Annotated in this window: 13 protein-coding genes; 6 read left to right on the forward strand and 7 right to left on the reverse strand. The window is 64.6% G+C overall.

Annotated features, from left to right (window positions below):
• The first annotated feature begins 245 nt into the window (after positions 1–245).
• Together ASD67_RS21405 and ASD67_RS21410 are read left to right on the forward strand one after the other, a co-directional pair.
• Positions 246–1880 carry a tetratricopeptide repeat protein gene (locus ASD67_RS21405; RefSeq protein WP_056351369.1) on the forward strand — a complete coding sequence of 545 codons (1635 nt, stop codon included), beginning with the start codon at positions 246–248 and terminating at the stop codon, positions 1878–1880.
• 261 nt (positions 1881–2141) lie between these two features.
• Positions 2142–3899 carry a hypothetical protein gene (locus ASD67_RS21410; protein ID WP_082545230.1) on the forward strand — a complete coding sequence of 586 codons (1758 nt, stop codon included), beginning with the start codon at positions 2142–2144 and terminating at the stop codon, positions 3897–3899.
• A 79-nt stretch (positions 3900–3978) separates the two neighbouring features.
• Here ASD67_RS21410 and ASD67_RS21415 read toward each other — a convergent pair whose 3' ends face one another.
• Positions 3979–4230: a hypothetical protein gene (locus ASD67_RS21415; protein WP_156377822.1), complete on the reverse strand. Its 252-nt coding sequence runs from the start codon at positions 4228–4230 to the stop codon at positions 3979–3981.
• A gap of 203 nt (positions 4231–4433) precedes the next feature.
• Positions 4434–5846 carry a M28 family peptidase gene (locus tag ASD67_RS21420; RefSeq protein WP_082545232.1) on the reverse strand — a complete coding sequence of 471 codons (1413 nt, stop codon included), beginning with the start codon at positions 5844–5846 and terminating at the stop codon, positions 4434–4436.
• Between the two features lie 130 nt (positions 5847–5976).
• Between ASD67_RS21420 and ettA the strand changes: the two genes are divergently transcribed.
• Positions 5977–7656, forward strand: coding sequence for an energy-dependent translational throttle protein EttA (gene ettA / locus ASD67_RS21425; protein ID WP_056351379.1), 1680 nt, complete (start codon positions 5977–5979; stop codon positions 7654–7656).
• Between the two features lie 50 nt (positions 7657–7706).
• A complete protein-coding gene (locus tag ASD67_RS21430; RefSeq protein ID WP_235535780.1) occupies positions 7707–8111 on the forward strand; it encodes a PaaI family thioesterase in 405 nt (134 codons plus the stop codon).
• A gap of 97 nt (positions 8112–8208) precedes the next feature.
• On the opposite strand, the gene ASD67_RS21435 is transcribed toward ASD67_RS21430, so the two are convergent.
• The 3 genes from ASD67_RS21435 to ASD67_RS21445 all read right to left on the reverse strand — a co-directional run bounded on the left by ASD67_RS21435 (position 8209) and on the right by ASD67_RS21445 (position 10275).
• Positions 8209–8913: a DUF899 family protein gene (locus tag ASD67_RS21435; RefSeq protein ID WP_056351384.1), complete on the reverse strand. Its 705-nt coding sequence runs from the start codon at positions 8911–8913 to the stop codon at positions 8209–8211.
• A 133-nt stretch (positions 8914–9046) separates the two neighbouring features.
• Entirely contained in the window at positions 9047–9622 is a 576-nt protein-coding gene (locus ASD67_RS21440; protein ID WP_056351387.1) for a hypothetical protein, read from the reverse strand.
• A gap of 14 nt (positions 9623–9636) precedes the next feature.
• A complete protein-coding gene (locus tag ASD67_RS21445; protein ID WP_056351390.1) occupies positions 9637–10275 on the reverse strand; it encodes a carbonic anhydrase in 639 nt (212 codons plus the stop codon).
• Positions 10276–10337: 62 nt separating this feature from the next.
• Between ASD67_RS21445 and lipA the strand changes: the two genes are divergently transcribed.
• Entirely contained in the window at positions 10338–11267 is a 930-nt protein-coding gene (gene lipA / locus ASD67_RS21450) for a lipoyl synthase (RefSeq protein WP_056351393.1), read from the forward strand.
• Positions 11268–11275: 8 nt separating this feature from the next.
• Positions 11276–11716, forward strand: coding sequence for a type II toxin-antitoxin system RatA family toxin (locus ASD67_RS21455; protein WP_082545234.1), 441 nt, complete (start codon positions 11276–11278; stop codon positions 11714–11716).
• Positions 11717–11918: 202 nt separating this feature from the next.
• Here ASD67_RS21455 and ASD67_RS21460 read toward each other — a convergent pair whose 3' ends face one another.
• Entirely contained in the window at positions 11919–12485 is a 567-nt protein-coding gene (locus ASD67_RS21460; protein WP_056351398.1) for a CinA family protein, read from the reverse strand.
• A 52-nt stretch (positions 12486–12537) separates the two neighbouring features.
• Positions 12538–13077, reverse strand: coding sequence for a hypothetical protein (locus ASD67_RS21465; protein ID WP_056351401.1), 540 nt, complete (start codon positions 13075–13077; stop codon positions 12538–12540).
• Between the last annotated feature and the right edge of the window lie 3 nt (positions 13078–13080).

Below are 13080 nucleotides of genomic sequence, written 5' to 3' on the forward strand. Positions count from 1 at the left end.
TTTTGCGTCGTTGGGGCCATCGCCGACGGAATCCGCTGCCGGCGGTGGGGCAGGGCGTGACGTGGCGAATTCGCGCGGCACCACCCCAAATTAATTTAGGGTCATTCGAAAATAAAACTTACGTTTTGCAAAAACATACAAAGATAATATAGAATTAATCATGGGGCTTGGGTGTGGTGGGAAGTAAATTTTTCCGGTTGGACCTGATCGGATCGTTTCGATTGGCGCGACCAGATGGGTCGCGCGTGCCGATTGCCGCGAAACGATCGCGCATCCTGCTCGCGATGCTGGCGACGTCCCGTTCGGGCGAGCGCTCGCGCCGCTGGTTGCAGGAGCGCATCTGGGGCAGCCGCGAGCGCGCCAACTCGCAAGCCAGCCTTCGCCGCGAACTGTCGAACCTGCGATCGCTGGTCAATTCCGGCGGTCATCCCTTGTTGATCATCGGTTACGAAACCGTCGCGCTCGATCTGACGCAGATCCTCGTCGACGTCCGCGACCCCGCCCGGGTCGCTGAATCGCGCGACGAATTTCTCGAAGGGATCGACATCGCCTGGGAAGAAGGATTCGAGGACTGGCTCCGCGAAGAACGACAGGCCATCGACTCGGCGCGCGAAGCCGCCGGCGACCTCTTTGTCGGCGATCGGCCCTCGGCGCTATCCGATGACGATGGTCAGCAGGCCGATGGGCGTCCCGCGATCAGCATCCTGGTCCATGATCATGACCTCCCCGAAGGCCAGGCCGCGGTCGTCGAGGAGTTGGTCGGACATCTGGCCGAGAGCATCGCGGGCCTGCGCTGGTTGCCCCTTGTCGGAGCGCCGGCGGCGAACCAGCGCCTGTCCGGGCGGGGCAGCCTGGTTCGCGCGCGCAAGACGCAGGGGGTGGTGTATCTTTTGAGCTGCCAACCCGTGCCGGGCGAGGCGATTTTGATCTCCTTGTGCGAGGCGGCTTCGGGCCGCGTGATCTGGTCGAGCCGTCACGATCTCAACCAGAACGGGCCGGGCGGCGACATCAAGCGCGTCGCGATCGATGCCATCGCCGCGGTTTCGTCGCGCATCGAGGCCGATCAGGCGGAACGGTTGCAGGATCGCCCGATCGAGGATCTCAATCCCGATGAACTTTTGTGGCGCGCCCGCTGGCACAAGCGCCGCCTCACGCGTGCCGATGCGGAACTGACCGCCGACCTGCTGGACCTCGCGGCGACGGCGCGACCGGGAACGGTGGACCTCATAATCGAGCAGGCCGAAGCGGAGGCCTCTCGTATCTGGGCGACCGCATCGGTGCCGGGATCGTTCGACGATCTCCGCGCTCGGGTCGCGCTCGCGCGCGACATCGATCCCTATGACGCGCGGGCGTGGCTGCTGCTGGGGGTCATCGACATGTGGCAGGGCCAGCATGACAGTGCCGCGGCCCTGATGCACGAGGCGATTGCGCTGAACCCCAGCTTTTCGCCTGCTTACGCCCAGTTGGGAACATGTTATATATTATCGGGCGAGCCCGACGACGGGATCCGCACGATCCATACGGCCTTGCGCCTGACCCCCCAGGACAACAAGAATTTTCATCGCTTCGGGCAACTGGCGCTCGCCAATATCATGCTCGAAAACTACGACGAGGCGGTCAACAGCGCGAACTCCGCACTGGCCCGGCGTCCGGGATATTCGTTCGGCCATGTTTATGGGGCCGCGGCGCTTTGGATGAACGGCGATCATGAAGAGGCCGAGCGTGCCGCGGCGAAGCTGTTGAGCAGCAGGCCGGACTATGACCTCGAATTGTTGAAGGCTATTCCGTTCAAGGACCGGATCTGGAACGACAGACTTTACGGCGCGATGTCGCAGTTGTTCGATCGATGCCGTTCGCCGGAACGCGCGACGGGGAACTGACGTCCCGGCCTGACGACGGTCTGTTCGGGCTTGGAGACCCGCTACAGGAGAATGCTGTCGGCCCACGGGGACAAGCGCCGCGATTGACTCCGTCACCAAATTCGGCATCCTCTTGTCGTCCGGGCGCGCATTGTCGCGCCGAGTCCAACAAACATTCCGGGTCGCCCCTAGAGGTTGAAGATGGGACGGCAGGCAATGGCCTGTCTGGACGCCGGTCGGCCATGCCAGACGCTGTTGCCTCGAGAATGGGGATTCAGCAGCATGAGCATTTCGCAGGATATGGCCTGGTTCAAGGGCAATTTCGGTACGCGCGTTCTGGAGGCGGTCCGCGGCACGCCCTTCACGCTCGATCTGATCGCGGCGATCGCCTATCAGGAAACGGGCAAGGAAATCTGGGGTCCGCTGTCGCGGCGTGGCCTGCCGGTCGAGCAGATATTGAAACTCTGCACCGGCGACACGCTCGATTTCCCCAAGCGCGAAAGCGCCTGGCCGAAAAATCGCGCCGAACTGGAGGCGCATCCCAAGGGCGCGCAGATGTTCGCGATCGCCAGATCCGCGCTGGCCGCGATGGCGGCCAAAATCTCTGCGTACCAGCCGGTTCTCACCAACCAGAATAAATTCTGCCATGGTTACGGTATCTTCCAGTACGACATTCAATTTTTCCGCAACGTCGATCCCGACTATTTCCTCAACCGCGATTATGAGGTGTTCGAAAAGTCGCTCGGCAAATGCCTCTCCGAATTGAAGGCGAAAAAGACGAAGATCGGACTCGACGGTCGGCCGGTGCTGACCGACGCCGAGCTATGTGCGGTCGCGATCGCCTATAACACCGGCGGCTATAATTCGACGAAAGGGCTGAAGCAGGGGCACTCGGTGACGCTCGCCGACGGCAGCAAGAAATATTACGGCCAGTTCATCGCCGAATATATCAAGGCGGCGCGTGCGGTCGTCTTTTCGCCGCCGGTCATCACGCCGCCGACGCCGGTGCCGCCGCCGTCCCCCGTCACCGCGACGGGCAAGACCTACCGCGTCGAAACCTTGTCCGACCCGCTGGCGCTGCGTCGGACCGCCGCGAAGCCGGGCGCCGGGCAGCCCGACAATCGTTTCGCCGCTCTGCCGCGTCATTCGCTGGTCCGCGCGATCAGCGACGTGCCGGTGAACGGCTTCCTCGAAGTCGAGGCGAGCATCCAGGGCGCATTGAAGCGTGGTTTCGCCTCGGCGTCGTTGTTGAAGGCCGTCGTGACTCCCGTGGTCGCGCCGCCGCCGCCTGCGACACCGCCCGTCGCGGCGCCGGTGGCGCTTCCCTCGCGTCCGGCGACCGCATCGGGTTCGGTGCTTCCCGAGGTTCACCTCAAGCGGAAGGTGGGGGCGGTCACGAAACGCACCGACCCGCCCAATCAGGGCGGCGCCTATCCGCTAAGCGAGGCGAACATGCCGACGCGGGGCACCGGGTCGACGGCGGCGCGCTGCGCCAATATCGCCGCGATCATCGCCTATCTCGACAGCGAGAATCCGGCGCATCTGCGCTACAAGCCGGCCGGGCCGACCTATTGCAACCTTTATGCCCATGATTTCTGCACCCTCGCCGGCGCCTATTTGCCGCGGGTGTGGTGGACGTCGAAGGCGATCGAACGGCTGCGCACCGGCGAAAAGGTCGAGCCCGCCTATCTCGCGACGGTCGACGAGATGCGCGCCAACGCGCTCTACCGCTGGCTCACCGACTATGGCTCCGACTATGGCTGGCGCCAGACGGGCACCCTCACCAAGCTGCAGGATGTCGCCAATGCGGGCGGGCTCGGTATCATCTGCGGCCGCAACACGGTCGAGGGCAAGTCGGGGCATATCGTGATGGTCGTGCCAGAAACCGCCACGCAAAAGGCAAAGCGCAACGCCGCCGGCGAGGTTACCTCGCCGCTGCAGAGTCAGGCGGGACGCGTCAACTTCCGCTACGGGACGTCGCGCCCCGACTGGTGGCTCGGCGCCGATTTCGCGGCGAGCGGCTTTTGGGTGCACGATTAGCGCGCGGCGTCTCGCGCATCCTTCGCGCCCAACGAAAAAAGGCGGCCTTCCCTAAGGAAGACCGCCTCTTTCGGTTCAGTCATGCCCCGAGGGGCTGTGACTTACTTCTTGGCTTCTTCAGCCGGAGCAGCAGCCTTGGCGTCCGCAGCCGGGGCAGCGGCGGCGTCAGCAGCCGGAGCAGCGGCAGCGTCAGCAGCCGGAGCAGCGGCAGCAGCTTCGGCGCCAGCAGCAGCAGCGTCGGCACCGGCAGCAGCGGCGTCGGCACCAGCTTCAGCGGTCGCGTCTGCGGCCGGAGCTTCGGTGGTGGCGGGCTCTTCAGCAGCCTTTTCACCGCAAGCGGCGAGGGCGAACATGCTGGCAGCAACGGCGATAGCAGCAAACTTCTTCATGATGTGTGGCTCCCTAAAATGCCTTTACGCGGTGGGGAAATTCCCGTCACGCGAGCCGCGGGATTTAGCCGTTCCGTACCAATCGTCAACAAAAATAATTGAGTTGAAACGGGCGCGGCGGAAATCCTACTTTTTTAGTTGAGTATTATGGCAGTTCGGCGTCGCTGCTGCCCGCGAGAATCGCCAGAGTCGTCGTCCACGCCACGACATTCTGCCGCAGTTGCGCCGGGTCGATCTTGTCGAGCGTGTCGTCGGGGGTGTGGTGCAGGTCGAAATATCGGGTGCCGTCCTGCTGCAGGTCGATCGTCGGCACGCCCGCCTTGACCAGTGCACCGATATCGGCGCCGCCACCCGCCGGATCCTTGCCGCGCACGATGCCCAAACCCGCCAGCTCGGCGGCGATCCGGTCCTCGACTCCCTTGGCGCTGGCCGGCAGCTTGAAATCGACGCGCCAGACACGGTCGGCGCCGAAATCGGATTCGAGCGCGACGGCGTGTTTCTCGGTGCCGTGCTTGTCGAAATAGGCCTTGCCGCCGAACACCCCGACCTCCTCGGCGCCCGCCCACAATATGCGGATCGTGCGGCGCGGCTGGCCTGAACTCATCACATGCTTCGCGGCGGCGGTGATGATGCCACAGCCCGCCGCATCGTCGATCGCCCCGGTGCCGAGGTCCCAGCTGTCGAGATGGCAGGCGATGATGACGGGCGAGGCGGCGGGGTCGCTGCCCGGAACCTCGGCGATGACATTGCCCGAATGCTGCTGCCCCACCTGTTTCGGGGTCAGCAGCAGTTTCATCCGCACCGCCTCGGGCGTGTAGCCCATCTCATTCTCATTGGTGCGCATCGCTTGCGCGCGCTTCCACTGGCGCACCAACTGGTCGGCGTCGGGGTTCGACAGCGCCCCGGCGGGGATCGGCGTCACACCGGCCTCGAAATTGGTACCGCCGGTGTGCGGGGTGCGGTGATTGTCGGTGCCGATCGAACGGATGACCACCGCGATTGCGCCCTTCTTCGACGCGGCATTGGCGCCGATGAAGCGGCCGCGGCCGTATTGGCCGTAACCGCTGCCATCCTGCGCGCGCTCCATCTGATGGTCGATGAAGACGATCTTGCCCCGCACCTGCGTGTCGGGCGCGGCTGCGAGGGCGTCGTAGCTCGGGAAATAGGCGATATCGCCCTCGATCCCCTTCGGCCCCGTGGAGGCGCTGTTGCCGAGTGCGGTGATCGCCAGCTTCTGCGGTTGGAACGGTCCGATCAGCGACGCCTCCTCGTCGCCGCGCACCCAGGTCGGCATCAGAAACTGTTCCTCACGGACATTTGCAAAGCCCATCGCCTGCAACCGCGCGACCGCCCAGCGCCGCGCCGCCGATTCGGCCTCGGTGCCCGCCAGCCGCGGCCCGATCTCCGTCGTCAGGTCCTCGGTGATCGACCAGGCAAGGTCGTCGCCGCGCTCGGCGAGTTGCGCCGCAGTGGGGGGCGGGGGTGGCGGGATGGCGGCGGCACCCCCGGCGACGAGCGCGGCGGACGCAAGGGCGAGGATGCGAAGGCTGTTTGTCATGGCGTCGTCCTAGCTCTGCGCCGCCATCGGCGGCAAGCGTCGATTGCCAAGCGGGCGCCCATTCGCTAACCGGCGCGCAACATCTCTCCCGGCCGCCCGCGCGGCCGCGCCACATACCGGAGCATATCCCATGGCCGCTCAATATAGTTTCGTGATGAAGGGTCTGAACAAGACCTATCCCGGCGCGCAAAAGCCGACGCTCAAGGACCTGAGCCTGCAATTCTATCCCGACGCCAAGATCGGCATCGTCGGCCCGAACGGCACCGGCAAGTCGACGCTGATGAAGATCATGGCCGGGATCGACACCGAATTCACCGGCGAAGCCTGGGCCGGCGACGGCATCACCGTCGGCTATCTGGCGCAGGAGCCGCAGCTCGACCCGACCAAGACGGTCAAGGAAAATGTCATGGACGGCGTCCGCGGCGTCGCCGACATGATGGACCGCTTCAACGAGATCAGCACGCTGCTCGGTGACCCGCCCGCCGACGCCGATTTCGACGCGTTGATGGAGGAAATGGGGACGCTGCAGGAAAAGATCGACGCGGTCGACGGCTGGACGCTCGACAACCAGCTCGAAATCGCGATGGAAGCGCTCCGCTGCCCGCCGGGCGACGCAAGCGTCGAAAACCTCTCGGGCGGTGAAAAGCGCCGCATCGCGCTCACCCGCCTGCTGCTCGAAAAGCCGTCGATCCTCCTGCTCGACGAACCGACCAACCATCTCGACGCCGAAAGCGTCGCCTGGCTCGAAAAGCATCTCGTCGATTATCCCGGCAACGTCATCCTCGTCACCCACGATCGCTACTTCCTCGACAATGTCGTCAACTGGATCCTCGAACTCGATCGTGGCCGCTATTTCGTCTACGAGGGCAACTACTCCACCTACCTCGAAAAGAAGGGCAAGCGCCTCGAGCAGGAAGCACGCGAGGATCAGGGCCGCCAGAAGGCGATCAAGGACGAGCTCGAGTGGATCCGCCAGTCGCCCAAAGCCCGCCAGGCCAAATCGAAGGCGCGTATCAAAAGCTTCGACCAGCTGGTCGAAGCGCAGGAAAAGCGCATTCCTGGCAAGGCGCAGATCGTCATCCAGGTGCCGCAGCGCCTCGGCGGCAAGGTGATCGAGGTCGAGAATATCTCGAAGGCCTATGGCGACAAATTGCTCTTCGAAGACCTGTCCTTCTCGCTGCCGCCCGGCGGCATCGTCGGGGTGATCGGCCCCAACGGCGCGGGCAAGTCGACGCTGTTCAAGCTGATCACCGGGCAGGAAACCCCCGACAATGGCAAGGTGACGATCGGCGACACCGTCCATCTCGGCTTCGTCGACCAGAGCCGCGACGACCTGAAACCCGACAACAATGTCTGGCAGGAAATCTCGGGCGGCGCCGAAATGATGAACATCGGCAAGCACGAGATGCAGACGCGGGCTTATGTCGGCGCCTTCAACTTCAAGGGCGTCGACCAGCAGAAAAAGGTCGGCCAGCTCTCGGGCGGCGAACGCAACCGCGTCCATATGGCCAAGATGCTGAAACAGGGCGGCAACGTGTTGCTGCTCGACGAACCGACCAACGATCTCGACACCGAAACCCTTGCCGCGCTCGAAGAGGCGCTCGAGAATTTCGCCGGCTGCGCGGTAGTCATCAGCCACGACCGCTTCTTCCTCGATCGCCTCGCGACCCATATCCTCGCGTTCGAGGGCGACAGCCATGTCGAATGGTTCGAAGGCAATTTCGAATCCTATGAAGAAGACAAGATCCGCCGCCTCGGCGACGATGCGACGCGTCCGCACGCGACGTCGTACAAGAAGCTGACGCGCTGACCGGTATGAGCGGGGAGGGGGAGCAGCCTATTTCATCGAGCGCGATCCGCTTGGACGCCGACGCGCTCAACGCCTTCATGGCACAGGCCTTCCCGCATTCGGCGCCGGGATCGCGCGGCCATGTGGTGTCCGCCGCGCCCGGCCATATCCAGGCGCGGATGGACCCGAATGACAAGGCGCTGCGCCCCGGCGGGCTGATCTCGGGCCCGACCCAGATGGGGTTCGCCGACATGGCCGCCTATGCGCTCGTCCTCGCGCATATCGGCCCGGTCGCGATGGCGGTGACGAGCGGGCTCAACTACCAGTTCCTGCGCCCGTGCCGCCCGGGCCCGCTGTTCGCCGACGCGTATATGCTGCGGCTGGGCAAGCGGCTCGCGGTGATGGACGTGCGGATCTGGACCGACGATGCCGACAAGCCCGTCGGACAGGCGAATGTGACCTACGCGATTCCCTAAATATCGTCATTGCGAGCGAAGCGAAGCAATCCAGAGCGGCTTTGCATCACCCTGGATTGCCGCGTCGCTTCGCTCCTCGCAATGACGAGCGTGTGTTTCAATATTCCAGCGCCGGATACCAGTCGGTCCCACGCCCGTGCGGGGTCAAATCCAGCACATTCCACAGCGACGCGATATCGGGCGCGTCGCGTGGGTCCTGCCCCGGATCGGCCATCTCGCGGGTCATCTCGCTCTTCCAGAACAGCCGCACGCCCGCGCCATTCTTCTTATAGACCACCAGCGCCGGGTTTTCCGTCCCGTCCTTGTTCAGCAAATGATAGTCGCGCGCATAGTCGTCGCCGACGGTCTGGACGAAGTCGAGCGCCTGCCAGCCGCGTTCCTGTGCGAACGCCTGCTGCCGCTCGACCGGGCTGCCTCCCACGATCTTCAGCGCGACGCGCTGCTTGATGTCGGCCGCGTTGCCGTTCACCGACCCCAGCCAGTTGGTGCACATCGGGCAGGGGCGTTCGCGGTCGGGACCGTACATCCAGAAATAGGTCACCAGCGTGTCATGATCGCCGAACAGCTCGGCGAGCCCGAGGTCGGCGCCATTGGCGTCCTTGAATCGGTAATCCGGCCCGATCAGCGGCCCGGGCGGCAGCGCGCGCCGTTGTTCGGCGACGCGCGTTATCTTGCGGCGAAGGTCGATTTCCTCGGCCAGCAGCGATTTGCGGGCCTTTGCATAATCATCGTCCTCGCCGGGAAAGGGGCGGCGCCGCGACGCGAGCGCCGGTGCGGCCAATAAATGTTGGCGAAGGGCCATAGTGTCTCCCTGTTTGCGACTGTCATCGCTCTGCCAGTCGGCCGGGAAAGCGCAAAATCGGCTGCCCGCAGATGCGGGTCGCCTCGACCGGGAAGCGCCCGATATCGACGACGAGTTGCCGCGCGATCGGAAATTATGCTGGCTGCACTTCCCACAGGATCAGCTTGGTCGCGTTCACATTCTCACGCGCCTGCGTCGCGTCGAGCCGGGTCAGCTTCACGCCGCCCTTCAGCGCCCCCATTTCGATCATCGCGTCGATCACGACCACGCCGCCCGCGCCGACATCGACTTCTATCTCGGCGGGCCGCGCCAGCTTCGCCTTGGCGGTCGCGACGTGGATCACATATTGGCCCGGTTCGACATCGGCCATCAGCATCTGGCCCGACTTGATCTGCCCCTGCGCGGCCCCCATCGTCACATTCATCCCCTGCAGCGCGGCGACGAAGCCGCGGCGGGTGACATAGATGCGCGCCTTGCCGTCGGGCGCGCGCATCTGCCGGGCGTCGGCAAGCGCCGCCGGATCGGCCTTAGCGCCGCTCTTGTTGCTCGACAGCGCCCAGATGCAGAAGACCACCACCCCGATCAGGAACAGCGGAGCGAGGATGAGCATCGTGCCTTCGCCGACCAGGCTGCCGATCGACGGCCCCATCAGCGCTCCGAAAATGGCTGCCACGAAAATGATCGTCAGCCACATCGTATTCTTGCTCATGTCCGTCTCCCCTGTCAGGCGGGTGCAAAATCTCCCGTCGCGTCGTCCATCACGTGCAGCACCCCGTCGCTGATCGCGAAAAAGGCGCCGCGCAGTTTCAGGCTTCCGCGCTTTTCCTTCTCCTCGATACAGGGAAAAGTGCGCAGATTGGCTATGCTCACGCGCACAGCCGCCATTTCCATCGCGCGGCCCGCCTCGCGATTGTCGAAATCGGGATAGTCGGCGCGCACTTCGGCGCTCGCATCGTCGAGCATCGCGATCCAGTCGGCGATGAAGCCGCCGCGCCCCGGCTCGGCGCCGTCCATCGTCCGGTGCAGCGATGCATGGCAGCCACCGCACAGGCCGTGGCCCATCACGACGATTTCCTCGACCTTCAGGAACTGCACCGCGAATTCGAGCGCGGCGGAGACGCCGTGACGCCCGGGCGTCGTCTCGAACGGCGGCACCAGCGCCGCGACGTTGCGCACGACAAAGATTTCGCCCGGATTGGTGTCGAAAATCTGCGACGGTTCGGATCGGCTGTCGGAGCAAGCGATGATCATCACCTTGGGCGATTGGCCCTCGGCCAGTTGTTCCCAGCGTTCGCGCTGTTCCTGCCAGCCGCCGTTACGGAAACGCCGGTAGCCATCGATCATATCTGCAAAGCGAGTCATGCGCGCGCCTTAGCACAACAAGTGAGGTTGAGAAGAGCGGCGCGCGCGACTATGTGGGCGGCATGACCGCTCCCGTGCCCCAGCCCGCCCCGCAGCGCCAACGCAAGCCCGACTGGATTCGCGTCAAGGCGCCGACCAGCCCCGGCTATGCCGAAACGCGCAAGCTGATGCGCGAACTGAACCTGCACACCGTGTGCGAGGAAGCGGCGTGTCCGAACATCGGCGAATGCTGGACCAAGAAGCATGCGACGGTGATGATCCTCGGCGACACCTGCACCCGCGCCTGCGCCTTTTGCAACGTCAAGACCGGCATGCCGCGCGCGGTCGACCCGTTCGAGCCCGAACATACTGCGATCGCCGCGGCGAAGATGGGGCTCAGCCACATCGTCATCACCTCTGTCGACCGCGACGATCTGCCCGACGGCGGCGCGAGCCAGTTCGTCAAGGTGATACAGGCGCTGCGCCGCGAAACCCCGACGACGACGATCGAAATCCTGACCCCCGATTTCCGCAACAAGCCCGAAAGCGCGATCGCGGCGATCGTCGATGCGCGCCCCGACGTCTATAACCACAATCTGGAAACCGTCCCGCGCCTCTATCCGACGATCCGCCCGGGCGCGCGCTATTACGCCTCGCTGCGGCTGCTCGAAAGCGTCAAGCGCCGCGATCCGTCGATCTTCACCAAGTCGGGGATCATGATGGGGCTCGGCGAGGAGCGGATGGAGGTCCATCAGGTGATGGACGACATGCGCAGCGCCGACATCGATTTCATGACGATGGGCCAGTATCTCCAGCCGACGCCGAAGCATGCCAAGGTGATCGACTTTGTGACCCCGCAGGCGTTCGATGCCTATGCGCAGATCGCCCGCGCCAAGGGCTTCCTGCAGGTCGCGGCATCGCCGCTGACCCGCTCGTCCTACCACGCCGGCGACGATTTCGAGGTCATGCGCGCGGCGCGCGAGGCCAAGCTCGCCCGCGCCGCGGCGGACTGATCACCGACTTGCCAAGGCATCAGGAAAGCCGCGTCCTGTCGTACAGCGACGAACAGATGTTCGCGCTGGTGTCGGATATCGAACATTATCCCGACTTCCTGCCGTGGGTCGTCGCGCTGCGCATCCGCAGCGACAGCGAGCAGGAGGCGGTCGCCGACATGATTGTCGGCTTCAAGGGTCTGCGCGAAAGCTTCTCGTGCCGCGTCCACAAGGAGCGTCCGACCAAGGTCTCGGTCAGCTATATCGACGGCCCGATGCGCCACCTCACCAACGAATGGCATTTCACCGCGCTCGAAGAGGGCGGCTGCCGCGTCGACTTCATGGTCGACTTCGCCTTCCGCAACCGCATGTTCGAGGCGCTGGCCGGCCAGATGTTCGACAAGGCGCTCCGCAAGATGATCGCGGCGTTCGAAACGCGGGCAGGGGCGTTGTACGGGGTGGTAGCATGAGGGTGCCTAGGCGCGTTTCGGGAGCTATGGGGCTATTGGCCGGCGCTCTCGTCGTTGTCCTGGTTTTCGACGCAACCTTGAAAAATGTCGCGCCCTTTCTCGCGGCGGCGTCGCTCCTGATTGGCTATTCATTGATTGAGCTGTTGGTCGAGCGCAGCAAACGCAAGCGGAACAGCTAAGCCGTTCCTGAAAGCTTATGTGCTCAACCTGCCGGTAGCGCAATATCCTCCGAAGGCCGCAGCGCGTCCCGTTCGGGCAACAGCAGGTCGAGCGCGAACAAGGTCGCGGCATGCCGGATTCCCGCGCGGTCGCCGCCTTCGAACTGCACCCGCTGGGTGAAATAATCGTCGGGGTCCTGCCCGCGCAGCCCGCGCGCGAAGACGACCTGGCCCACCGGCTTCTTTTCCGACCCGCCGCCGGGACCCGCGATCCCGGTGATCGCGACCGCGACGTCGGCATCGCTGTTCGCCAGCGCGCCCGCCACCATCGCCCAGGCGGTCGCCAGCGACACCTCGCCGAACGTCTCCAATATCTCGCTGCTCACGTCGAGCTGCGCCTGTTTCGCCGCGCCCGAATAAGTGATGAAGCCCGCCGAAAACACGTCGGAGCTGCCCGCGATGTCGGTCAACGCCGCGCACACCATGCCGCCGGTGCAGCTCTCGGCGACCGCGACCCTGCGCCCGGCGGCGCGGTTGTTGGTCAGCACGCGCGTCGCCAGTTCGCCGCGTGCGGCCTCGCGACTGCTGGGGACGGCCGATGTATCAGTCATGGGAAAACCTTTGTGACGCCCGGCTTGCCAGGCGGTTCGGGGCGATATTCGCCTAATTGGCGTTGTACAGGGCGCGCGGACAGCTTGCCACGCCTTTGCCACCGCGCGACACGGCTGCAAACGTCGCTGCGACGAACGCCACCATCTGGTCGGCACTCAGCGGCGCCAGCGTTTCGCTGATGTCGTTGACGTCGGCGCATTCGCCCGGCTTGAGTTCGATGCCGAGCGTTTCAACGAAGCCGGTGTCGATCGTTGCCCGCAATTCATCGTCGGACATGTCGAGCATCGCGGCGCCATCCTGCGGATTCTTGCCGCTTCCGATCTTGATGAAGCCCGCCCGGGCCAGCGGCCAGACCGCATCGGCCTCACCCCGCAATTCGGTGGCGCGGGTACCCAATCCGGTCAGCAGATAGCTGTCCGCGGGAAGGTGCGGGCGGCATGTCTCGACGACGCCGTCGATCACCTGCGGCAGGAAATAGGCGACAAGGCCGCTCATTTCGGCCTGGGTGAGGCAGGGTTTCGTCGCCGCCTGCGCCGATGGTCCCGCCAACGCCGCCGCGCCGGCTGCAACGCTCAAAACAATCCGCTTCATGAA

This window comes from Sphingopyxis sp. Root1497 (genome assembly GCF_001427085.1).
Taxonomy (GTDB): domain Bacteria; phylum Pseudomonadota; class Alphaproteobacteria; order Sphingomonadales; family Sphingomonadaceae; genus Sphingopyxis.

What these genes read in the sequence shown, in the direction of transcription:
- ASD67_RS21435 (WP_056351384.1), bottom strand. Translation starts at nt 8,913, where the DNA reads ATGGCCCTTCGCCAACATTTATTGGCCGCACCGGCGCTCGCGTCGCGG.
- ASD67_RS21420 (WP_082545232.1), bottom strand. Translation starts at nt 5,846, where the DNA reads ATGACAAACAGCCTTCGCATCCTCGCCCTTGCGTCCGCCGCGCTCGTC.
- lipA (WP_056351393.1), top strand. Translation starts at nt 10,338, where the DNA reads ATGACCGCTCCCGTGCCCCAGCCCGCCCCGCAGCGCCAACGCAAGCCC.
- ASD67_RS21460 (WP_056351398.1), bottom strand. Translation starts at nt 12,485, where the DNA reads ATGACTGATACATCGGCCGTCCCCAGCAGTCGCGAGGCCGCACGCGGC.
- ASD67_RS21445 (WP_056351390.1), bottom strand. Translation starts at nt 10,275, where the DNA reads ATGACTCGCTTTGCAGATATGATCGATGGCTACCGGCGTTTCCGTAAC.
- ASD67_RS21440 (WP_056351387.1), bottom strand. Translation starts at nt 9,622, where the DNA reads ATGAGCAAGAATACGATGTGGCTGACGATCATTTTCGTGGCAGCCATT.
- ASD67_RS21410 (WP_082545230.1), top strand. Translation starts at nt 2,142, where the DNA reads ATGAGCATTTCGCAGGATATGGCCTGGTTCAAGGGCAATTTCGGTACG.
- ettA (WP_056351379.1), top strand. Translation starts at nt 5,977, where the DNA reads ATGGCCGCTCAATATAGTTTCGTGATGAAGGGTCTGAACAAGACCTAT.
- ASD67_RS21465 (WP_056351401.1), bottom strand. Translation starts at nt 13,077, where the DNA reads ATGAAGCGGATTGTTTTGAGCGTTGCAGCCGGCGCGGCGGCGTTGGCG.